General features: G+C 62.9%; 17 protein-coding genes. 2 read left to right on the top strand and 15 right to left on the bottom strand.

Translation table 11 applies throughout. The features are described 5' to 3' along the window. The first annotated feature begins 371 nt into the window (after positions 1-371). Positions 372-1,343, top strand: a complete 972-nt coding sequence (locus tag ACQR1D_RS25965; protein ID WP_315802370.1) for a bifunctional enoyl-CoA hydratase/phosphate acetyltransferase — start codon at positions 372-374, stop codon at positions 1,341-1,343. Positions 1,344-1,577: 234 nt separating this feature from the next. On the opposite strand, the gene ACQR1D_RS25960 is transcribed toward ACQR1D_RS25965, so the two are convergent. The 11 genes from ACQR1D_RS25960 to ACQR1D_RS25910 all read right to left on the bottom strand — a co-directional run bounded on the left by ACQR1D_RS25960 (position 1,578) and on the right by ACQR1D_RS25910 (position 16,760). Next, the gene (locus tag ACQR1D_RS25960; RefSeq protein WP_315802371.1) at positions 1,578-1,859 is read right to left on the bottom strand and encodes an acyl carrier protein; all 282 of its coding nucleotides are present in this window, start codon (positions 1,857-1,859) and stop codon (positions 1,578-1,580) included. Beyond that, complete coding sequence (locus ACQR1D_RS25955; RefSeq protein WP_434894159.1) at positions 1,856-3,067, bottom strand: dihydrolipoamide acetyltransferase family protein; 1,212 nt, start codon at positions 3,065-3,067, stop codon at positions 1,856-1,858. Before ACQR1D_RS25955 ends, ACQR1D_RS25960 begins: the two co-directional genes overlap by 4 nt. Before the next feature lie 8 nt (positions 3,068-3,075). Then, positions 3,076-4,083 carry an alpha-ketoacid dehydrogenase subunit beta gene (locus tag ACQR1D_RS25950; RefSeq protein ID WP_315802373.1) on the bottom strand — a complete coding sequence of 336 codons (1,008 nt, stop codon included), beginning with the start codon at positions 4,081-4,083 and terminating at the stop codon, positions 3,076-3,078. A gap of 6 nt (positions 4,084-4,089) precedes the next feature. Continuing rightward, a complete protein-coding gene (pdhA, locus tag ACQR1D_RS25945; RefSeq protein WP_315802374.1) occupies positions 4,090-5,094 on the bottom strand; it encodes a pyruvate dehydrogenase (acetyl-transferring) E1 component subunit alpha in 1,005 nt (334 codons plus the stop codon). Continuing rightward, entirely contained in the window at positions 5,091-6,905 is a 1,815-nt protein-coding gene (acsA, locus tag ACQR1D_RS25940; RefSeq protein WP_434894158.1) for an acetate--CoA ligase, read from the bottom strand. The genes pdhA and acsA overlap by 4 nt, the downstream gene beginning before the upstream one ends. A gap of 408 nt (positions 6,906-7,313) precedes the next feature. Further along, complete coding sequence (locus tag ACQR1D_RS25935; RefSeq protein WP_434894157.1) at positions 7,314-7,760, bottom strand: YbhB/YbcL family Raf kinase inhibitor-like protein; 447 nt, start codon at positions 7,758-7,760, stop codon at positions 7,314-7,316. Between the two features lie 11 nt (positions 7,761-7,771). Next, positions 7,772-10,612, bottom strand: a complete 2,841-nt coding sequence (locus ACQR1D_RS25930; RefSeq protein WP_434894156.1) for an AMP-binding protein — start codon at positions 10,610-10,612, stop codon at positions 7,772-7,774. 222 nt (positions 10,613-10,834) lie between these two features. Continuing rightward, the gene (locus ACQR1D_RS25925) at positions 10,835-11,659 is read right to left on the bottom strand and encodes a DsbA family protein (RefSeq protein ID WP_315802378.1); all 825 of its coding nucleotides are present in this window, start codon (positions 11,657-11,659) and stop codon (positions 10,835-10,837) included. A gap of 93 nt (positions 11,660-11,752) precedes the next feature. Further along, on the bottom strand, positions 11,753-14,248 hold the full coding sequence (locus ACQR1D_RS25920) for a hypothetical protein (protein ID WP_434894155.1): 2,496 nt from the start codon (positions 14,246-14,248) through the stop codon (positions 11,753-11,755). Positions 14,249-14,286: 38 nt separating this feature from the next. Then, complete coding sequence (locus ACQR1D_RS25915; RefSeq protein WP_316218424.1) at positions 14,287-15,456, bottom strand: hypothetical protein; 1,170 nt, start codon at positions 15,454-15,456, stop codon at positions 14,287-14,289. Between the two features lie 119 nt (positions 15,457-15,575). Continuing rightward, entirely contained in the window at positions 15,576-16,760 is a 1,185-nt protein-coding gene (locus ACQR1D_RS25910) for a hypothetical protein (RefSeq protein WP_434894154.1), read from the bottom strand. A gap of 212 nt (positions 16,761-16,972) precedes the next feature. Here ACQR1D_RS25910 and ACQR1D_RS25905 point away from each other — a divergent pair, with 212 nt between their 5' ends. Next, entirely contained in the window at positions 16,973-17,341 is a 369-nt protein-coding gene (locus ACQR1D_RS25905; RefSeq protein ID WP_434894153.1) for a CapA family protein, read from the top strand. Positions 17,342-18,062: 721 nt separating this feature from the next. Here the strand turns inward: ACQR1D_RS25905 and ACQR1D_RS25900 are convergent. The 4 genes from ACQR1D_RS25900 to ACQR1D_RS25885 all read right to left on the bottom strand — a co-directional run bounded on the left by ACQR1D_RS25900 (position 18,063) and on the right by ACQR1D_RS25885 (position 21,639). Then, positions 18,063-18,533 (bottom strand): universal stress protein, encoded by a 471-nt coding sequence (locus ACQR1D_RS25900; protein ID WP_434894152.1) that lies wholly within the window; start codon positions 18,531-18,533, stop codon positions 18,063-18,065. A 210-nt stretch (positions 18,534-18,743) separates the two neighbouring features. Next, complete coding sequence (locus tag ACQR1D_RS25895) at positions 18,744-19,850, bottom strand: ABC transporter ATP-binding protein (protein ID WP_434839785.1); 1,107 nt, start codon at positions 19,848-19,850, stop codon at positions 18,744-18,746. Between the two features lie 2 nt (positions 19,851-19,852). Further along, on the bottom strand, positions 19,853-20,746 hold the full coding sequence (locus ACQR1D_RS25890) for a carbohydrate ABC transporter permease (RefSeq protein WP_316218428.1): 894 nt from the start codon (positions 20,744-20,746) through the stop codon (positions 19,853-19,855). Next, positions 20,743-21,639, bottom strand: a complete 897-nt coding sequence (locus ACQR1D_RS25885) for a carbohydrate ABC transporter permease (protein WP_315802387.1) — start codon at positions 21,637-21,639, stop codon at positions 20,743-20,745. Before ACQR1D_RS25885 ends, ACQR1D_RS25890 begins: the two co-directional genes overlap by 4 nt. Positions 21,640-21,644: the final 5 nt, after the last annotated feature.

Below are 21,644 nucleotides of genomic sequence, written 5' to 3'. Positions count from 1 at the left end.
ATTGGAGACGAGATGGATCGTTTTCGTCTCCGGCCACATGCGACCTGCCTCAGCCGAACGTGAACAGCCAGTCCGTGACGGCACAACGATCACGACGCTGGGCGCAAGGCTGACAAGCTTCTGCGATTCGCTGCCAAGTAACAACGATGCAGGCACGCGACGTGTCATGACCAGCCCTGCGCAGAAAGGCAGTTTGAAGCAATGCTGGATATCGCCGATCCGCTCCAGCCTCGCAACCTCCGCGGCTGGATTGACGTTTCTCTCAAGCCGCCTGCCTGGTCGTCAGACCTTGATTTACCTCATGGCACCCGTCTGTCCATGGGGCTGGATATGACAAGCATCTCCGAGCGGAGTCATGTCGGATGAATCCTATGGACAGCGGAACCATCACAGTCCAGCAAGGAGGCGCGTCTGTCCGCCCCGAAGCGAAGGGCCGTCACTATCAGAGGATCATTGAGCAAGCGGAAGGCCTGCAGCCCCTCCGCACAGCCGTCGTCCATCCAGTTGATGCCCTGTCTCTCAGCGGTGCCATCGAAGCAGCGCGAGCGGGCTTGATTCTGCCCGTGATGGTCGGGCCCGAGGCGAAGATACGGGCGGCGGCCGAGCAGGCCAAGCTCGATTTGACCCCTTACGAACTCGTTCCGGCTGAGCACAGCCATGCGGCCGCTGTACAGGCGGCCGCCCTCGCCCGCGACCGCAGGGTGGAAGCGCTGATGAAGGGCAGCCTGCATACAGATGAATTCATGATGCCGATCCTGGCTGAGGAGAAGCTGCGGACCGAGCGCAGGATGAGCCACATATTTGTCATCGACACCCCGCTCTATCCGCGGCCGCTTTTCGTGACCGACGCAGCCATCAACATCTATCCAAATCTCTCCGACAAAAGGGATATTGTGCAAAACGCAGTTGACCTTGCGCATGCGCTTGGCAATCCGTCGCCTCACGTCGCAATTCTCTCGGCAATCGAAACTGTTACCGAGAAGATTCGCTCCACGATCGATGCGGCGGCACTCTGCAAGATGGCGGATCGCGGTCAGATCACTGGAGCCGTCATCGACGGGCCACTCGCCTTCGATAATGCCGTTTCCAGGGAGGCGGCGACGAGCAAAGGCATCGTCTCTCCGGTTGCCGGACGGGCCGATATCTTTGTTGTGCCCGACATCGAGGCGGGTAACATGCTGGCAAAGCAACTCGAATATCTCGCCGGCGCGGACGTTGCGGGCGTTGTGATCGGTGCTCGCGTTCCCATCATTCTGACGAGCCGGGCCGACAAATCACTGGCGAGACTCGGATCTTGTGCAATCGCGTTGCTGTGGGCACGCTATCGCGTGCCGACTGCCTAGCAGAAACAGGACTTCTCGTCCTTAGTCTGGTTGCCCAGCACCAATGTCCGCTTTTCTCGCGGTTGGAGCAGCTCGAACGCTGGTAGCATGGTCTGTGAAGAATTTGCGACAGAGCCCAGCATCGCTCCGACCGGGGGGCGCGCGCCGCCGCCCGTTGCATCCTGATTAAAGCGGCCGGCGATTGAAGTTGCCGGGCAAGGCTCAGAACTCGCAATTCCCGCGGGCGCAACCAACTTACTCCTTGGCCGATTCCAGTTTGGCTCTGAGATAGGCGATCATTCCGGAGAGAGTAACGAGTTTGGGATAGTCGATCTCCGGAATATCGATGCCCGTCCGGTGATGCAGGGCGGTCACGAGGTTCAGGAAGTCTATCGAGTCAATATCGACGGTCTCGCGCAAATCAGCTGCTGGATCAATGTTTGCCAGATCGACTTCTGGCGCGATGTTGTTAAGCTCCTGTTTGACGATTTCGCTGAGCTCACCCTGCGTGATTTTGCGAATCTCGATCTCGGTCATAGCTTTTCAGGCTCCTGCAAAAGTCTGCCGATCTCGGCCAGAAACAAGGCGCCGGCGTGTCCATCGGTCACGCGATGATCACCTGCCAGCGTCATGGTCACCACGGAACGGGGGCCGATCACGCCATCGATGATCCAGGGACGCGTAACGACCTTACCAAAGCCAACGATCGCGACCTGGGGTGGATAGATGATGGCATAGAGAGCTTCGACTCCGCGCTCGCCTAGGCTGGATACTGTGATCGTCGGATCTGACAGTTCCGAACTGCGAATCCGCCCCGAGCGCGTTCGTTGCACCAGGTCGCGTAAGCTGCTCATCAAGTCGTGGAGCGGCAGTCGGTCCGCGTCATGCAGAGCCGGCGCCGCCAAGCCGCCGCCGCGGATCGCAATGGCAACCCCGACATGCACCGCCTTTGACGGCTCGAATTTGTTGTCGCGGTAGAAGCCGTTGAAGGCTGGAAAGCGACGAATCGCCAGCGCGACCGCCTTCAGCGCAAGCGCGCCGATCAAAAGGCGGCTGTCGGGCGGAAGCGCCACGTTTTGGTCGGCCAGCCAGTGTTCGCATGGCGTGACGTCGATCTGATGTTCAAGATAATAGTGTGGGATCTCCCGCTTCGACCGGGCCATTGCGGCCGCGATGGCTGTCCGCATCGCCGCGAGATCAAGCCCGCCCGCGCGCCTCTTTTCGGTTGGTGGCGGGGTTGCGCCGGACTGTCGCTCCACGTCGACGTAGACGATTGCTCCGCCCGGTCCGCTGCCGGTGATGGTGGAGAGATCGACGCCGCGTTCTGCGGCGAGCCGTCGTGCGGCAGGCGAAGCGGGAAGCCGTCCCACGACAGCAGCCGCAAGCGGTGGCGGCATTGGCGCGCCGATCGGCGTGGGCGGTGGTTGGGAGGGCACCGCAATCGGGGGATACGCGGTTGGCAGAGGTAACGGCGGTGGCACCGGCGCTGTGACGGCGGCTCCTTCTTCACCGTCGGTACGGATCAATGCTAGCGGCGTTCCGACTGGCACCTTGCTGTGAAGATTGACGAGGAATTTTTCGATTTCGCCGGCCAGGAAGGTTTCGATCTCGATCGCGCCCTTCTGTGTCTCGACCACCGCAACAATATCGCCGCGTTTGACCCGGTCTCCCGGCTTCACCAGCCATTCCACCAGCGTGCCGGCTTCCATATCGGCGCCGAGAGAGGGCATGAGGAATTCGGCCACGGCCCGCCTCACGTCCGGCCGAGCGCCGTTTTCGCGGCGGTCACGATCTTCGCTGTCTGTGGCAGTGCCGCGTTTTCGAGGTGGTGAGGGTAGGGGATCGGCACCTCCTCGCTGCAAACCCGCCCGATCGGCGCGTCGAGCGACCAGAAGGCTTGTTCGACGATGCGCATGCCGATCTCTGCCGCCAGGCTCCCGGAACGCCAGCCTTCGTCGACGATGACGGCACGCCGGGTCTTGGCCACCGAAGTCATGATCGTGGCGTCGTCGAGCGGCCGCAGACTGCGCAGATCGATCACCTCGGCATCGATGCCATCGGTTGCGAGCGCGGTCGCAGCCTCGAGCGTCTTCCAGAGCGACCCGCCATAGGTGATGAGAGAAATATCGCGGCCCTGGCGGCGCACGGCAGCCTTGTCGATATTGACGGCTCCGGCACCGGACGCGAGCTTGCCCGACATGTTGTAGAGCATGACGTTCTCGAAGATCAGCACCGGGTCGGGTTCCTGTAGGGCGGTCCACAGCATGCCGCGGGCATCTTCCAAGGTTGCCGGCGCGAGCACCTTGATGCCGGGAATATGTGCGTACCAGCCTTCAAGGCTGTGGGAATGTTGGGCTGCCAGCTGGCGGCCGGCACCGGTGGCCATGCGGATCACAAGCGGCACGCCGAACTGATTGCCCGACATGTGGCGCACTGTCGCTGCATTGTTGAGGATCTGATCGAGCGCGAGCAGGCTGAAATTGACCGTCATCAGCTCGACGATCGGCCGCATGCCAGCCATTGCTGCGCCAATGCCGGCGCCGGTAAAGCCTGACTCCGAGAGCGGCGTATCGCGAATCCGCTGCGGCCCGAATTCGGCGAGCAGTCCGTGACTCACCGCGTAGCAGCCGCCATAGCGACCGACGTCCTCACCCATCAGAAAGACGCGGTTGTCGCGGCTGAGCGCGTCCCGAAGCGCTGCACGCACCGCCTCGCGATAGGTCATCTCGATTGCATTGGTCCTGGGTGCCACCTGCTGCATGAAACCTCACATCCCGGTGGGGACCGCTCTGTCTGCATAAACAAAGCGGCTCAGTTGCTCGGTCGGCTCCCATGTCCCGGCCTCAGCAAAAACGACTGCTTCAGCGATTTCGGCATCGATCTCGGCCGTCATGCGGGACACCTCGTCCGGATGGACCATGTGATTGGCCTCGAGCCATCCCTGGAAACGCACAATCGGCTCCCGTGGACGCCACGACTCGACCTCGGCCTTGTCGCGGTAGAGCTGGGGATCGAACATTGAATGCGCGCGCAGCCGATAGGTGCGGCATTCAAGAAAATAGGGCATGCGCGTTTTGCGCACCGCCTGGACCGCGCGGCGGGCCGCCGCCTCGACCGCCACCACATCCATGCCATCGACGGCTTCCGAAGTGATGCGGTAGCATGCCGCCTTGCGCTGGATGTCAGTTTCGGATTCCGAAAGGGCGAGCGCGGTTCCCATGGCGTAGAGATTGTTTTCGCACACGAACAACACCGGCAACTGCCAAAGCTCCGCCAGATTCAGGCTTTCGTGGAATTCGCCTTCGGCCACCGCGCCGTCTCCGAAGAAGCATGCCGTGACGAGATCATCGCCCTGCATATGGGAGGCGAGCGCAAGGCCGATCGCCAACGGCAGGCCGCCACCGACAATGGCATTGCCGCCATAGAAATTGGTCGCGGCGTTGAACAAGTGCATCGAGCCGCCACGTCCGCGGCTGCAGCCTTCCTGCTTGCCGTACATCTCGGCCATCACGGTTGTCATCGGCACGCCGCGCACCAGGGCCTGCCCGTGCTCGCGATATGTCGCCACGATCCGATCGCGTTTTTCCAGCGCGGTTATCACTCCGACAGCGACCGCTTCCTCGCCGTCGTAGAGATGCATGAAGCCGCGGATCTTCTCCTGAGTGTACAATTCGGCACATTTCTCCTCGAAGCGGCGGATGCGGATCATGTGCTTGAGCAGACCCAGCATGTGCTCGCGCGACAAATGCGGCTTTGTGGCTGCAACCGTCATCGTTCCTCGCTTTCGAGAGTGGAGAGGTCGCCTTCGGGCAGACCGAGTTCGCGGGCCTTGAGGAGGCGCCGCATGATCTTGCCGCTGCGAGTCTTCGGCAGGTTCTGGCGGAACGCGATGTCCTTTGGCGCGACCGCCGGTCCGAGCCGCTGCCGCGCGTGGCCGAGGAGCTCCTTTCGCAGCGCGTCGCTCGGCGCAAAGCCCGGGTTGAGCGCCACATAGGCCTTGACCACCTCGCCGGCAGTGGGCTCCGGGATGCCAATCACGCCGGCTTCCGCAACGGCCTTGTGCTCCATCAGGGTGCTCTCCACCTCGAAAGGTCCGATCAGATGGCCGGAGCTCTTGATGACGTCGTCGGCGCGGCCGACGAACCAGTAATAGCCATCGCTGTCGCGCATCGCGAGGTCACCGGTGAGATACCAGCCGCCTGCAAAGCACTTCTTGTAGCGCGCCTCCTCGTTCAGATAGCCCCGCATCATCGACGGCCAGCCCGGATGCAAGGCCAATTCGCCCATGGCCATCGGCTTGGCAATCTCGCGCAGCCCGCCGCCTTCCAATCGTTCGACGATGCCGGCCTCGATGCCGGGTAGTGGTCGGCCCATCGACCCCGGCTTCACGTCCATCGACAGAAAATTCGTGATCATGATGCCGCCGGTCTCGGTCTGCCACCAATTGTCGTGGAACGGCTTACCGAAAGCCTCCATACCCCACATCACGGCTTCCGGATTGAGCGGCTCGCCGACGCTGGCGAGCAGGCGCAGCGTCGACAGGTCGAACTTCTTGGCAAATTCGGCGCCGGCCTTCATCAACATGCGGATTGCGGTCGGCGCGGTGTACCAGATCGTGATTTTCTGATCCTGCAGAATGCGGTACCAGCGCTCGGTGTCGAACTCGGCCTGGTCGATGACCATGGTCACGCCATTGGTCAGTGGCGAAATGATTCCGTAAGAAGTCCCGGTGACCCATCCCGGGTCTGCGGTGCACCAGAAAATATCGTCGGGATGAAAGTCGAGCACGAGCTTGCCGGTCACATTGTGGGCGATGACCGCCTCGTGCACATGCACCGCTCCCTTGGGCGTGCCGGTCGTGCCGCTGGTGAAATGGAGCAGCGCCATATCCTCAGGGAGGGTCCGCACCGTCTCGAAGGCTTCAGAGGCCTCCGCAAGCGCCGCAGCAAGGTCGATCGTATCGGGCGGCAAAGTGGCCGAGCATTCAGTCAGGAACACTCTTTCCAGGCTGGCGAGCTCCCTGCGCCAGGGCTCGATCTTGCGGCGATAGAAGGCTTCGGTGGTGATGAGCGCCTTGGCTCCGCCGATCGTCATGCGTGCCTTGATGGGCTCGGGTCCGAACGCCGAGAACAAGGGTGAAAACACGCCGCCATTCTTCAGCGTGCCGAGGGCTGCGATGTAGAGTTCCGGCACCCGCCCGAGCAGCGAGAAGACCCGGTCGCCCTTCCTTATCTCGTGCCGGGCCAGGGTGTTGGCGAAGCGGTTCACCTGGGCGCCGAGCGCGGCATAGGTGAAATCGCGAGTGCTGTCGTCGCGGCCGATCCAGCGCAGCGCAAGCTTGTCGCCGCGACCGGCCTTCATATGGCGGTCGATGGCCTCATGGGCGATGTTGAGACCGCCGCCGGGAAGCCCGTCGAGCAAGGCTCGCGCATCGGCCCATGAGAAGGTCCGCCTGGCCTGATCATAATCGATCAGGTTTGCGCCGACGTAGTCTTGCGGGCGCTTGCGGATTCGTTCCCATTGCCGCTGCTCGGTCTGAGCTTCACTCCCGCCGCGGGAGTTCGCCGCGTCCGTGGTGGTCATGATTGGCTCCGGTTCATTGCGAACGCGCCCGACGCGTCGCTGTACCAGCTAAAATTTGGTCCGAGCGCGCGGACGCTCGTTGATCTGCGTCAACAATGAGCCCCGCGGTCTGCCGGTTTGGCACCGTGTGACCTGTCCCCGAAGTTTCATCCAGCCGCAATTGGAGTCCTGTTGGGTTTGCAGTGACGACGCAGGTGCGGTGCCCGCGTTTGGAGGCGCATATGAGCTGACGGTCATTGTCGATGACACCAGGCGAGCGAGCCGGAGATCCAGTTCGAGGGCCGCGATCACGCCACCATAGTCATATCAATGGGGGCGCGTCTCGCGAGCTTCTTGCCGATGCCCGACACGCGCGCTTTGCCGCAGATTGACAATGGGTCATGTTTCTGTGCGCTCAGGTTGGCAGCGCTATCTCTCATAGCGGCCGACAAGAACCGCTTCCGCGAGCGAAAATTTGCGTGCCTCGCGCTCGACATCCCGGCAGGACGCGTTTGCCTTGGCCCTGACATGGTCGGTCGAAAGCGCGAGCAGCCGAAAATGATAACGATGCGGCCCATGGCCATGTGGAGGGCAGGGCCCGCCATAACCGGTCTTGTGGAAATCGTTGACCGCTTCCTTGATGATCGCATTCGTGGCATCCTCGGCAAGCTCCGTCTTCGTGAACGGAATGTCGTAGGCCGCCCAGTGGTGCCAAGTGCCGGCGGGCGCGTCGGGATCGTCGCAGAGCAGCACGAAGCTCCGCGTTCCCGCTGGCGCACCGAACCACTGTAGAGGAGGCGAAACGTTGTCTCCGTCACAGGTAAAGTGCCGCGGAATGACCGCTCCGTCGGCAAAGGCGCTGGAAACGAGCTTCATGGCTCTCTCCTTCAGGCTGCGGGGGACATCGGCTCGGGCTTGACGAGTTCTTCCAGATCCGGCTCGCCGCAACGAGCGAGCATCCATTGTCGCACTTGGTCGCGCAGCCGAATGATGGATTGAAAATCGATGCCGCCGGGCTGGATCGGATCGCCGATCTCGATGCTGACTGCGCTGTAGCGCGGGAACCACTGATCGCTGCGCAACATTGTCCGTGTGCCGGCGATGATGCCCGGCAGAACGGGAAGATCGGCTTCTGCCGCGGTCTTGAAGGCGCCGAGATAGAAGCCGGACAACCCGGCCCTGCGGGTGAACGTTCCTTCTGGAAAGAAGACGAGAAGCCGCCGGTCGCGGGCTAGCGCACCCAGTCGCGCGGCATCCGTCAGGCTGCCCGAGACGTCGTAACGTTCGACGAAGGGAATATCGAGCCGGCGCAGGATTGGTCCTGCGACAAGCTGCTCGGCCAATTCACGCTTTGCGACGATCGCTGGCTCCCCGGGGAGTGTCGCAGCCAGAGCAAAGGCGTCCATATAGCTGGAATGGTTGAATACGAGTACCGCCCCTTGCGCAGGGATTTTCTCCAGGCCCTTGATCGCAAGCGGAACGCCCATCCCTGCGAGCGCAATGCGACCGATCTGCCTGAGCGCCGACCAGCGCGATCTCGGCGTCGGAAGGATGAGCACGGCAAGATATCCCGCAGCGAAGGCGCCGCCGAGCATGATCCACCACCATGCTGCATAGATGTCCTCGTAGAGCAGTCGGCCAAGCCGACCGGCCCGAGTCGCCGCGCTGGCAAGGGCAAGACGCAACAACTGCAAACCAAGTGTGCCCTGGTGCGTATCGATATCGCCTCTTTGGTATAGCTCCCGGGCCGCACTGCGGCGAATCTTTCCGCTCGATGTCTTCGGCACTGTGCGGGGCGGCGCCAACACGATCTCGTCGGGTGGCGTGCCTGCGACGTCCGTCACAACCTCCTGGGCGCGCGCCTGCAACTCGAGGCGGCGAGGTTGGTCGGACTCACGGGTTTCGACCAGCACGACGACGCGCTCCGTCCCCGAGACGCGATCGGGTACGCCGAACACCGCGACGCCGCCTTTGTGCACGCCCGGGATATTGGCAACTGCTTGCTCGATCTCTTGGGGATAGAGATGCCTGCCGGCTCGTATGATGATGTCCTTGACTCGTCCCGTCACGAAGATGTCGCCCCCAACCATGTAGCCGCGGTCGCCGGTGTCGAGCCAATCTCCATGGAACAGTTCGCGCGTCTTCGTCTCGTTGCGGAAATAGCCGCTTGTCGCCGATGGGCCGCGAAACTCGATCCGTCCTTCCCGCCGTTCGCCCAGCTCGCGGCCGGTCGCGTCAACCACGCGGATTTCATGGCCGGGAAGCGGCTGGCCGCACGCCGGAATCTCCAGGACCGCTGTATCGCCAGGCGGTGCCGGCTTCGCGATGCCGTGAATACTCAGTTCGTCGCGATTGATGCGATCGATGACCGGCCCGCGGCCGAGCGGCGGAAAAGCCAGGCCGACGGAGTTTTCGGCCAGGCCATAGACCGGCGCCATCGCCTTTGCGGGAAAGCCGTGACGGCCGAACCGCTCGGCAAACTGGCGCAGAGTCTGGACGCTGACCGGTTCGGCGCCGTTGGCGACCATGCGCAGCGAGCCCAGATCGAGTCCCTCGAGATCATCATCGCTGATCTTGGCAAGGCATAGCTCGAAACCGAAATTGGGCGATGCTGAAAACGTTGCGTGATACCGATGCATCGCCCACAGCCAGCTCTGCGGTCGGATCAGAAAACTCAACGGCGACATCACGTAGAGCGGTGCTGCATAATGCATGCAGCCGAGCCACGCGCCGATCAGCCCCATGTCGTGATACAGCGGCAGCCAGCTGACGAAGACGTCGGCGGAACCGGCTTCCATCACCGTGCCCATCGCTCTGATGTTGGCGAGCAGCTTCGCATGGCTGAGCACCACGCCTTTCGGGTCACCGGTGCTGCCTGACGTATACTGGATCAGGGCCGTTGCACTCGCATCCTTCAAATGGGGTAGCGGCGCCGGCGCCGCGGAGGCTTCGATGTCGGCGACACTGGCGACGCTGACCAGGCTTTGCACCAGACTGCGAAGCAGGCCGGCTAATCGCCGTCCTTCCGGCATGGTGATCAGCATCCGGGTGCCGGCATTGCGCAAAATCCTGGTCTGGCGCCGTAGATGGTCCTCAACCTGCGACAGGCGCATCGGCGGGTAGATCGGGACCGGTATCGCGCCGGCGTAGAGAATGCCGAAGAAGGCGACGAAAAAATCGATGCTGGTGGGGAGCATCAATCCAATCCGGTCTCCTGCCGTGATGTCTCGCGCGATCAGACCGCGGGCCACCTGCCGGGCTTTCGCCGCAAGTTCTCCATAGGTGAGCGTCCCGAGCGTCGTCGCCTCGTCCTGCAATACTGTCAAATGCAGCCGGTCGGCGTGTCGCGTGGCGTGCCAGTCCAGCACCTCGATCAAGGTGCGCGCCTCGCTTGCGGCCGGTACGGCCGGAAGCGCCGAAACCGGGCGCCCGACTGAGACCGGGCGGTCCAGCGTCGGGCCGGCCCGTTCGAGCGCGCGGACCAGATCCTCGACGGTTTCTGCCTCGCCGACCGCCTGCGCCGGAAGGCGAACGTGGAAAGCCCGCTCGATGCGCAGGATCAATTCAGTGCGCGCGAGGCTGTCGATCCCGAGGTCTCGCTCGATGCGACTCGAAGGCTCGACCTCCATGAACCGGCCGCGCTGAGGATGAAGCTCGTGGACGAGATCCTTCACGAGCGCGATCAAGGCGCGACGACGCTCGAGAGTGCCTGGCGCAAAATCATCCATGACATCAGGTAGCTCGAATAGCTCACGCGACTATTGAGCAATGTCAATTCGGCCATGCGCAGATGCGGCACTGGCAACCGCCAGCAGTTGCCCGCCGCATCCATGTCGCAACCAGCGTCGCCACCATGACCGACGCATTGCGTCAGGTGCGTCTGTTCCTGTGCGGGGACGTCACCGGAACGCACTTGGCGGAGCTGGTGCCAAGCCTCGGTCGCTCGCGCGCTATGGTTCCTTCACAGCCGAGAGGTGTGCCTTCAGCCCTGCGGCCCCGACCGCCCCGGGGACTATGCTGTCGCCGACGACATAACCCGGCGTGCCATTGATGCCGAGCGCCGAGGCAAGGCGCGTGTTCTGCTGCAGGGCCTCGTTCACCTCGACGCTCGCCGCATCCTTCTCGATCTCGCCTGCGTTGAAGCCGAGATCTGCGGCCACCTCAAGCGCCGCGGCACGATCGACCCTTCCCTTCTTCGCCAGCAGGCGGCGATGAAACTCCAGGGATTCCCCGGCACTGGGATGATGCATCTGCAGCGCGATCGCGACCTTCGCGGCTTCGACGGAGTCCGGCCCGAGAATCGGAAGCTCTTTGAGCACGATGCGCACGTTCGGTTCGTCGGCGATCAGCGCAAGGGTGTCGCCGAGCGCCTTGCGGCAATAGCCGCAGTTGAAGTCGTAAAATTCGACCACCGTCCTGGTGCCGTCAGCGGCGCCGAGTGTCGTCTGCAACGGCGCGTTGTACAGCGCCTTGGCGTTGTCACTGATCGCCTGCTTGACGCTGGCCGCCGCAGCCGCGGGCGCGGTCTGGGCGACAGCGTTGCGCTTGGCAATCAGCGCCATCAGGGCAGTGCGCACCGCCTCCGGGTGATCAGCCAGGTATTTCTCGATTGCCGGCCCCAGGGCTTCCGGGTGCGCGGCGAGATATTGCTGGATCGCCTGGTCGATGTCCGCGCGCTGCCACTCAGCCTGGGCTGTCCTGGGTACGGCGATCGCCGCGGCAACGAGCGTGACTGCTGTGATGGCACGAATACGAATGCGCGAGAGCTTCGGCATGTCAGTTACTCCAATCATCCCTCAGTTCCTTCCACTCGTGTTCTTCACCACGACAAGCGAGCACTGCATCATCATCGGCACCACACAAAGCTCCTAGCGACCTCTCTCGAGCGGCGGTGGTGCAGTCCAGCGAGGCGCAAGCGGCGCAATGCGACCACGTGCGGCCGGCCAGCAGCGCTTGCCGAGTGGCCCGGGAACCATGCCGGGCGGGCAGGTGATCGGGCCTGTGTTAGACGGCGCGCGCTTGTCTGGAACCTTGGGTATCGAGGGACGTCGCGGTGACGGCCCGGGCACGACAGGCACAGGCGAGGGTTTTCGCGCCACGCAAACGCCCTCGTCGTCGCGAACTTTGCCCGCGGCGCAGGGCTCTTGCGGAACGGACTTCTTCTGGGCTGGCGCAACACATCGCGAGCGATCCTTCGGATTGACGGCGGCCGGACAGCACTCGCCGCTCGTCGTCAGGTTTGCGGTCGCGCAGCACTTGCCCGCCGCGGTCGGGACGTAGCCTGCGGCACAGCAAAGCGAGATCTTGGGAATCTTGAACGTTGGCTGGCACTGTGTCCCGTCGGCGCTCGGCGTCTGTCCGATCGGACAGCAAACCCCTTTCGAAGTCGCCTGGCTTTTCAGGCAGCATTTGCCCGCGATCTTCACATAGCCGGGCGAACAGCAATCCGGGCACTTTCCGTTTGGGATTTTCGGAATGGAGGGCTCGCAAACGCCATTCACGAGAGCGCTCAGGCAGCAAGCCTGAACGCCACCCGGACCGGAATAGATGTGATCGTTGTTGCAACACTCCTGCTTGGGGCCGATCGCCGTCTGGGTGACCCCGCACATCGGTTTGGCAATGTCAGTCGATGGAATCGAGCCGCTCGAACAGGCACCGCCGGGTCCGAGGTCGGCAGGTGAACAGCACCTGCCGCCCAGGAGGATTTCAGGCGGCGCGCAGTTCGACGCGCAAGCGCCCTTGCTCCACACCTGATTGATCGGACAGACCGGGAAACCCGGGGGACCGCACACATGCGTCTGACAGGCGCGGAAACTCGGCGGTGGCAGCGGCACGCCGGCCGGGAGCGGGCCCGGGAGCAGCTCCGCCGGCTGCTCCGCGCAGATCCGCAGGATAGCAATGTCTCCCAGATGCCCCCGGGCCGACAGATCGGGCGGCGCATCGGCATAATCGATGAAATAGCTCATCCGCGGCGGCGCATCGCCACGACGGATGCGCCAAGCTGGATTTCCCTGCAGGCCGTCGATTGCGAGCATGTCTGTATGACCAAGCTCTGCGGAGAGCTTGGGGTCGGTCGTGTAGCGCAACTGTTCTCCGGTGATCCAGACGAAGCCGCCGCAGGAGCGGGGATTGATGTTGCCGCGCTCATCGTAGCTGTAGCCGATGGCGACGCCGCCATTGTCGTTGCGGAAGGTCTCGGGGAAGCCCACCGCATATTCGTCCGGCACGGCCTGCCAGATCGGCTGTTGGGCCTCGGTGACGCCGATCATGGTATAGCGCAGCGCGCGACCGATCGATGGCGCCGACAGCGCCTCGAAATCCTGCGCGCCAGTCGGCGCCGGCCGCTCGGCAAGATACATCCGCCCTGCATCATCGAAGGTGATGCGCGAGATTTCGGTCGGGCCGGCCGCGGGTGGCACTGCGACCTCGATCCTGATGTCCGAGCCGAACGAACCATCCGGCTTGAGGCCGACCGACCAGATGCGCAGTCCGTCGGCGACAGCGTAATAGAGACGACGATCGCGTATCGCGAGACCGAACACGCGCCGTGCCGTCGCGGCATAGCCCCAGGTCTCGGGGCGGGCGCTATCAAACTGTGGGCTCGCGAGATTAATGCCGGCCCCGCCAGCAGCGGGCATCGGCGCAAGCCCGACGGCGGCCGTGCCGGCGGTGCCGTGATCGTAGACGCCGAGATCCGCGCCGTTCGGGTCGAGGCGATGGATCAGGCCGGTCTCGCGGTCGGCGACGAACAGCGACTTCGTGGCAGAATCATACGCGAGCGCGCCGAGCGCTGCGCCCGAGTTCGCCTTTCCCTCAGTGAGGACGTTCGCAAATAGCTTCACCTCGCCGGTAAGGCCGTTGATCTTCCAGATCGACCCAGGGCCTCCTCCGGGGCCCCATTGTGCCGGCATGAAGACTGCACCGGTCCTCCCGGATCTGATGTGCTGCGGCTTGCCATCCGATCCGGGTGCGACGATGGGCAGCCCATAGGCCGATGTCGCCGCGACATAGATGTTGGGGGGCGACTGGTCGTCCAGCGCAACACCGAACACCTGTCCGATCCACTTCGCGCTCACCGTGAACGGTTTCGGAGCGCCGACCACCTGTGCTTCCGGCGGCCCGCCCATGCGGCTGAGATCAACGACGCGCAGCGACGGTCCGTCTGGATTAATGAAGGAGTTCAGATCGGGGTCCTGGCCGGGCTCGATCTCGAACGGACGCAGACCGCCGGAGAAACCGGTGACGACCGCCTGGCCCGGCGCGTAGATGCTCCGGGGGGCCTGAGCCGATGCCGTGCTGACGAGCGCGAGTGCCAAGCTCGACACGATGACGATGCGCCGCATCGCACGGGCGGCGATAGCCAACGAGGTATGACGACAATATTCCATGATGCTCTGTCGACTCATTTCGGGGGCTCAGGTCGCGGAACGCAGGTGCCGCTCTTCGGGTCGGGGATGGTGTCCAGCGGGCAGCATTGCCCGCAGGAGGTCATCTGGGCCGGATTGCAGCAGCTCCCATCGAACGCCATGCCTTGGCTCGGATCGGCGCATGGCGTGATGCAGTCGCCGATGCCGCCGATGCGAACCTGTCCGGTGGGGCACGCCGGCGGCGGACACATGCCGAACGGCGCAAAGCCCAGGTTGGCGGGCTGGTTCGTGTTGTCACACAGACATGACGAGATCCCGCTCGGCATCATGGCGCCGGGATGCGTGCCGTCCGGGCACTCGCACGCGAAGGCGTATCGATGATCGCCTGAATCAGGATTGGGGACTTCCTGCCAGTCAGCCTTCATCGGCGACGGGCAGAAGCAATACTGCACTCCTTCGCAACCTGTACCCTCAGCGGAAGGGGGCAACTGCTCGATGAGTGTTCCCTCGGCAGTCGTCGTGCATGCCAATGTCGGCTGCCACGGCTCCATGTAGCTCCCCGTGCTTTGGCAGCTCGGGATGGAGTGGCCGATCGAGCCGGGCGCAACACATGCAGGGTCATGCATTCTGGTGAGGAAGTCCTTGCCTTCACACTTCTTCAGGTCGATGGCAGCGCAATTGGCGAAACGGGGCGGTGGTCGCGTGCAATCGCAAGCGCCGAGACCAATCTCTTCCTGAAGCCAGCACAGCGCGTCCTCCATGCATTGCCCGATGTCCGAGCCAAGGGAACCCGCCCCCTGCTCGGTTGAGCAGGCGCATTGCATGACCTTCGCGGGCGAACCGACGGCGGACAGCACATTGGCGAGCTCCCCGAGCAGGCCCTGTCCAATCTTCGAGCCGCCCGCCGACTGCAGTTGGGCGAGGATCTGGGTGAGGTTTCCCTGTACTTTGCTGCAGAACGAGTTGACCGCGCCTTGCCCCGCAGCGCCGGCGACCTCGGTGAGGACCCCGGTGGCTGCAGCCGCCGCAGCGCACCCAGCTCCGTCCGCGCAGGCATCCGCGCAACTCGACAGTCCGCCCACCGTCTGTTTGGCAGCATTGAATATGTCGCTTGGGTTGCAGCCTGCTCGCGCCGGCGACGCTAACAGCAGCATTGCGGCGGCGATCGCTGCGCCGTGGAACCACCAACTTCCTCGAAGTTGCATGACCATCGCCCGCCACTGACTTGGCCCGATAGAGATAACCGAACCTGCGTCCATTGAATTTGAGATGCGTCAATCGATAGACGGCCGATCGTGCCGGCCGTGGCGTCACGACGCCAATCTCATTTCACCGCCTGCTTCGGCACACAGGTGCCGCTGTTCGGGTCAGGTATCGTGCCCACCGGACAACATTGCCCGCAGGACGTCATCTGCGCGGGATTACAGCAACTGCCATCAAACGCCATGCCCTGGGTTGGATCGGAGCACGGTGTCACACACGCACCGGTCAGGCCCATACGCGTCTGTCCCGCGGGGCACGCCGGCGGCGGACACATGCCGAACGGCGCAAAACCCAGGTTCGCCGGCTTACCCGTGTTGTCGCAGAGGCACTGAGACAAGCCGCTCGGTAGGATCGGGCCTGGGTGTGTTTGATGATCCGGATTGTTGGCCTCATATGGACAATCGCAGGCGAATAGCCAGCGATGCACGTCGCTGTTCGGATTGGAGATCTCGTGCCAGGCCGGCACCATCGGCTTGGGACAAAAGCAAGATATGACCGGGTCACAACCCGTATCCTCTTGCGTGGGAGGTAGTTGAACGGCCAGCGTTCCCTCCGCCGACTCAATCCTCTCCACCGTTGGGATATTGTCGCCGTAGCCGCACTTCTGCCACTTGTCATTGCAGTTCGCAATCGAGCTGTAGGGAACGCAGGCGGGGTCCTTCATCTGATCGAAGTGACCTTCCGTCTGGCAATGCTTGACGTCGACCGATCCGCAATAAGCCATCTGAGGCGGTGGCCGCGAGCAGTTGCAGCCGATCCCCAGCCCCCCGCACAACGCATCTTGAATGCACGCGCCGATATCGGCGCCGATCGAATTCGTGCTCTGCTCCGTTTCACAGGCGCACTGCACAACCTTGGCAGCTGAGCCCACGGCCGCGAGCTCAGTTGACAAATCGCCGAGCACTTCCTTCGCGATTGCATTGCCGAATATCGTGTTCAGCGCACCGACGATATCCTTTCCCTTCACTTTGGCTTCCGCGCAGAATTGATCGACCAGCCCTTGTCCCTTTCCGGTGTCCGATCCTTCGAGGGCGACCCCCGCAAGAGCTATTTCAAGTGCGACCGCGGCAGCGCAGGATGCGTCATCCTCGCAAACAGACTTGCAGTCCGATGTTGCCTTGAGCGTTCCGCAGAACGCGTTGGCAACGTCCTCGAAGCTGCATCCTGCGCTCGCAGAGGAGCCGAGCAGCGCGACTGCCGCCATGATGGCGACACCTTGGATCCACCAGCCCGTGGGAAATTTCATCGTCGTCGTCCCAGCCCGGATGCCCCCAGCTTAGGCAAAGTCCAATCTATTGAAATTGAGATGCCTCAATCGACGCGGCATGCTCGTCACGTCATCGACGACGGCGCCTTCAGCTTTCCTTGTACGCGTGGCCCCGAAGACAGCGGGGCGAAACCGCCCGTCGCAGCGGACCCGAATTCGACCCTCCAAGATCCTTCGCCTTCGCGCTGACGATGACTGCGACCCGTCCAGCTTCATCTGACGCATCTCGGAAGCTCATTGAGCAGCAGGCCTCGCGGTCGGCCGAGGATTATGTGTTCCTTGCCGAGCAGGCGAGCGGCCACATTTCGCGGCGCAATGCACCATCCTACATCTGGGGCGCCGCCCTGGACGAACTTGCGCGCATGCAGCCGGATGCACGGAGCGTCAATCTCGAAACGGCCGTGACCCACAGTAACGACGGGGCTCACAAGGGCATCAACTACCGCATGAGCCCAGAGAACGCGGACTGCCTCATCGCAGCAGGAATCGACCGCTGTGTCCTGGCCAATAACCACGTGCTCGACTGGGGCTACGCCGGCCTGGACAGCGCTGAGCTGTGACAGCGAAGAGATCGTCGAGGCCGTAAGCCGGCGAGGGATGCGTGGTTATGTACGATCGGTGATCGAAGCGCGACGGCAGGTCCCATCGCGCATTGCTACGATAGCCAAGGATCCATCGAGCTATGATCTCGTTGTTGTCGGCACGCCGGTGTGGGCCTGGTCGCTTTCGTCGCCCGTCCGCGCCTTCCTGCTGGCAAGCAGGTCAAGACTTCCTGCGGTGGCGTTCTTTTGCACGCTGGGCGGGGCAGGCAGCGACAGAGCCTTCGGCCAGATGCAGGAACTCGCGGGCAAGCCTCCAGTCGGATGTCTCGCAATCACGGCACGTGAGGTCGCATCGGCTACGTACCAAGCGAAGGTCGTAATGTTTGCGGAGGCCCTGCAGCGCAGTCTGGCCGAGCAGCGTGAAAGAGCGGCGCCAACTGCGGCCTGAATGGCTGCGTGCTGATAGGCAGCCTGCGACATTTCAGCGAAGCGCGCCGAGCAGATCGCCCCGCGATACGGTTGGGCTGCGGCGAGGTGTGTCAACCGGCGTGCAAGATATTGGACGCCGGTGGGCATCGAAAGTGCGCTCGGCAAGGGTGTGAGCGCCGGCCGTCTGCCTTGGCGGGTGTCATCTTGAGACGGTGACCGTCTCGGCGAGATCCTGGGGTGCTTCGGCATTGCCCGGCGCAGCATCCATGAGACGCGAGCAGTCATACCTCGGCCGCAGAAGCGGTCGAGTTCAGGATTCGACGGAGACGATCGGCCGGTCCGGCGGGCGAACGACAAGCACCGGCACGTTGCTGTGTGTCAGTACTTTGTTCGTTTCGCTTCCGAGCATGATGGCGGTGATCCCGCGCCTGCCGTGCGATGCCATGACGATCAGGTCGCATGACCTCGCTTTCGCCATGTCGACTATGGCCAGATAAGGATGATCATGTTCGACATGCACGGCCTCGCAGCCGACGCCAGCGGCCAACGCGACCTCCTTGGCCGCATCGAGATACTTCGTGGCAAGGGCCGCGACCTGCTTCGCGTACTGCGCCGGCGTGTCCGTGACCATTGCCGGCTCGACGGCAAAGGTGTGGAAGGGGGTGGATACGGTCAATATTGTGACCTTGGCGCTAGCCGACTTGGCGAGGGCGATGCCGTACTCAACCGCAGCCTGCGACAACGTCGAGCCGTCCGTCGGGATTAGAATATGTTTATGCATGCGGCATCCTGACTATGAAACCATTGCGGCCTGACCGATGCAGTTCTCGACCACAGCTCCGCGTGCCGCAAAGCGGAGCCGCTAAGGAAAGCGTAGGCACTTGCAGCAACCGTGATGACAGGCTGCTATTGTTTCGATCTTGCAGGCGGGGAGGTTGATTTCCATCAAGCTCCAACACCAAGGCTGGTCCTGGGTCCAGCCGGAGGGGTGTCAGACCCGCTTGCCGGAGTCGGGATCGAACAGCTTCGCCTTGTCCATGTTGACCTCGAAAGAATAGAGGCTGCCGACAGGCGCCTTGTCCTCGGGGTGGACGCGCGCGATCATCTCTACACCGCCCAGATCGAACACGATCATGGTATCGGGTCCGGTCGGTTCGACCACATCGACTGGACGTTGGAACGTGCAGAGCAACCCGCTCGGCTTCTGGGTGCCCTGACGGGTGATGATTTCCGGCCGGAGTCCCAGTTTCAGATGGCGCCCGACATGAGTGCCAATCGAGGCTGACGCTCCCGGCGGAACGGCAAGTCGCACATTGCCGCGCGCGTCTTCCACTTCGAGCCAGATTCCATCACCCTGAACGACGCGTGCCGGCACCAGGTTCATCGCCGGCGAGCCCATGAAACCTGCAACGAACAGATCCGCCGGCTGCTCATAGACGGTTTCCGGCGCGGCGAACTGACGGATCCGCCCATTGTCCATCACGGCGATGCGTGAAGCCAGCGTCATCGCCTCCACCTGATCATGAGTGACATAGATGATGGTCTGCCCGAGCCGGGCGTGCAGCTTCTTGATCTCGGTGCGCATCTCCACCCGCAGCTTGGCATCGAGATTGGACAAAGGCTCGTCGAACAGAAAAACATCGGGCTCGCGCACCAGCGCCCGTCCCATGGCGACGCGCTGGCGCTGTCCGCCGGATAGCTGGCCGGGCTTGCGCTGCAGTAGCTGCTCAATATGCAGCAGTTCGGTCACGCGCGCGAGAGCCTGCTGCTGCTGCACCTCCGGGATTCGCCGCGTCACCATCCCGAACAGGATGTTGTCGCGGACGGTCTTGGTCGGATAGAGCGAATAGGACTGAAACACCATTGCGATGTTTCGATCCTTTGGCGGTACATCATCGACGATCCGGTCGCCGATCCGGACCCGGCCTTCCGACAATGTCTCGAGCCCGGCCACAACGTTGAGCAGGGTCGACTTGCCGCAGCCCGAAGGCCCGACCAGCACGACGAATTCGCCATCGGCGATTTCGAGGTCGATGCCGTCGAGCACCGCAGTTGCGCCGAATTGCTTGTAGACCTTGTCGAGACGTACAGAAGCCACGGTCAACCTTTCACGGCACCAGCGGAGAGCCCGCGCAAGAAATAGTTTCCGGCGATGATATAGACGGCCAGCGTGGGCAGAGCAGCGATGATGGCCGCCGCCATGTCGACATTGTATTCCTTGACGCCCGTCGAGGTCGCGACCAGATTGTTCAGCGCAACCGTGACCGGGTTGCTGTCGCCGGCCGTGAAGGCCACTCCAAACAGATAGTCGTTCCAGATCTGGGTGAACTGCCAGATCACGGTCACCACGATGGTCGACGGCGCGAGCGGGAGCACGACCTGGAAGAAGATCCGGAAGAAGCCCGCGCCGTCGATCTTGGCCGCATTCATGATGCCGTCCGAGACGGTGACGAAGAAGTTGCGGAAGAACAGCGTCGTGAACGGAATTCCATAGATCACGTGGACCAGCACCAGTCCGGGAATGGTGCCGGCCAGATCGAGGATGCCGAGGGTACGCGCCATCGGCAACAGAACGACCTGAAAGGGAATGAAGGCGCCGAACAGGATCAACCCGAACAACGTCTCTGAGCCGGGAAACCGCCACTTCGCCAGGGTATAGCCGTTGACGGCGCCAAGCATGGTGGAGAGGCATACCGACGGAACGACCATCAGAACCGAATTCCAGAGATAGGGCTTGAGACCGGCGCAGCGTACCCCGACACAGGCGGATTCCCAGGCTTTCGGCCACGCTTCGAAGGTGACGGCGCGTGGAAGGCTGATCAGCGAGCCGGTACGAATCTCCGCGAGCGACTTCAATGATGTCGCCACCATCACCAGCAGTGGCAGCAGGTAGTAGAGAACGAACAGGCCGAGGATCGCGAACAGGACGCCGCGCAGCACCGTGGTTCGGATACCGGTCGGGCGGACGATGCCGGGCGCGCGCGAGCGGATCATTGGCGCTCCGTCCGCAGCTCGGACCATAGATATGGCACCATGATCGCCACCACGGTCGCCAGCATCATGGTTGCGCTCGCCGCCGCGGTCCCGAGCTCGCTGCGCTGGAATGCGAACGAGTACATGAAGGTCGCAGGCATATCGGTCGCATAGCCTGGCCCGCCGTTCGTCAATGCAATGACGAGGTCGAAGCTCTTGATCGCGAGATGGCTCAGCACGACAAATACTGACAGAAAGATCGGCCGCAGCATCGGCAGCACGAGCTGGATATAGAGGCGGAACGGACCGGCACCATCGACCGCCGCGGCCTTGAGAACATCGTCGTCGATCGAGCGCAGGCCCGCGAGAAATAGCGCCATGGCATAGCCGGAAGATTGCCAGATGCCGGCAATCACGACGGTGTAGATTGCCATGTCCGGATTGACCAGCCAGTCGAAGCGAAAGCTCGTAACGCCGAGCGACTGCACCATCTTTTCCAGTCCGAGACCAGGGTTGAGGATCCATTTCCAGGCGGTGCCGGTGACAATGAACGACAATGCCATCGGGTAGAGATAGATGGTGCGGATCACGCCTTCGACGCGGATGCGCTGGTCGAGCAGGATCGCCAGCATGATGCCGATAACGGTGCAGCCGCCCATGAACAGGGTGGTGAAGATGAACAGGTTGGCGATCGCCACATACCAGCGCGGCGTCGCCCACAGCCGCGCGTATTGGACGAGCCCGGCAAAGCTGTAATCGGGCAGGACGCTGGACCGGGTGAACGAGATGTAGATCGTCCAGGCAATGAACAGATACACGAACACGAACACGGCCGCGCCGGACGGACTTATGACCAGGCGCGGCAGCCAAGTGTCGACACGTCGCAGGAATCGATGGAGCGCTGCGTGGGGCATGGCGA

Source organism: Bradyrhizobium sp. HKCCYLRH2047 (assembly GCF_051168175.1).
GTDB lineage: Bacteria > Pseudomonadota > Alphaproteobacteria > Rhizobiales > Xanthobacteraceae > Bradyrhizobium.
This window is presented reverse-complemented; position numbering and strand designations above follow the sequence as displayed.

Excerpts from the sequence above, each read along its gene's own strand:
- ACQR1D_RS25965 (WP_315802370.1), top strand. The coding sequence starts at position 372 with ATGGACAGCGGAACCATCACAGTCCAGCAAGGAGGCGCGTCTGTCCGC.
- ACQR1D_RS25960 (WP_315802371.1), bottom strand. The coding sequence starts at position 1,859 with ATGACCGAGATCGAGATTCGCAAAATCACGCAGGGTGAGCTCAGCGAA.
- ACQR1D_RS25950 (WP_315802373.1), bottom strand. The coding sequence starts at position 4,083 with ATGCAGCAGGTGGCACCCAGGACCAATGCAATCGAGATGACCTATCGC.
- pdhA (WP_315802374.1), bottom strand. The coding sequence starts at position 5,094 with ATGACGGTTGCAGCCACAAAGCCGCATTTGTCGCGCGAGCACATGCTG.
- acsA (WP_434894158.1), bottom strand. The coding sequence starts at position 6,905 with ATGACCACCACGGACGCGGCGAACTCCCGCGGCGGGAGTGAAGCTCAG.
- ACQR1D_RS25935 (WP_434894157.1), bottom strand. The coding sequence starts at position 7,760 with ATGAAGCTCGTTTCCAGCGCCTTTGCCGACGGAGCGGTCATTCCGCGG.
- ACQR1D_RS25930 (WP_434894156.1), bottom strand. The coding sequence starts at position 10,612 with ATGGATGATTTTGCGCCAGGCACTCTCGAGCGTCGTCGCGCCTTGATC.
- ACQR1D_RS25925 (WP_315802378.1), bottom strand. The coding sequence starts at position 11,659 with ATGCCGAAGCTCTCGCGCATTCGTATTCGTGCCATCACAGCAGTCACG.
- ACQR1D_RS25915 (WP_316218424.1), bottom strand. The coding sequence starts at position 15,456 with ATGCAACTTCGAGGAAGTTGGTGGTTCCACGGCGCAGCGATCGCCGCC.
- ACQR1D_RS25910 (WP_434894154.1), bottom strand. The coding sequence starts at position 16,760 with ATGAAATTTCCCACGGGCTGGTGGATCCAAGGTGTCGCCATCATGGCG.
- ACQR1D_RS25905 (WP_434894153.1), top strand. The coding sequence starts at position 16,973 with ATGACTGCGACCCGTCCAGCTTCATCTGACGCATCTCGGAAGCTCATT.
- ACQR1D_RS25900 (WP_434894152.1), bottom strand. The coding sequence starts at position 18,533 with ATGCATAAACATATTCTAATCCCGACGGACGGCTCGACGTTGTCGCAG.
- ACQR1D_RS25890 (WP_316218428.1), bottom strand. The coding sequence starts at position 20,746 with ATGATCCGCTCGCGCGCGCCCGGCATCGTCCGCCCGACCGGTATCCGA.
- ACQR1D_RS25885 (WP_315802387.1), bottom strand. The coding sequence starts at position 21,639 with ATGCCCCACGCAGCGCTCCATCGATTCCTGCGACGTGTCGACACTTGG.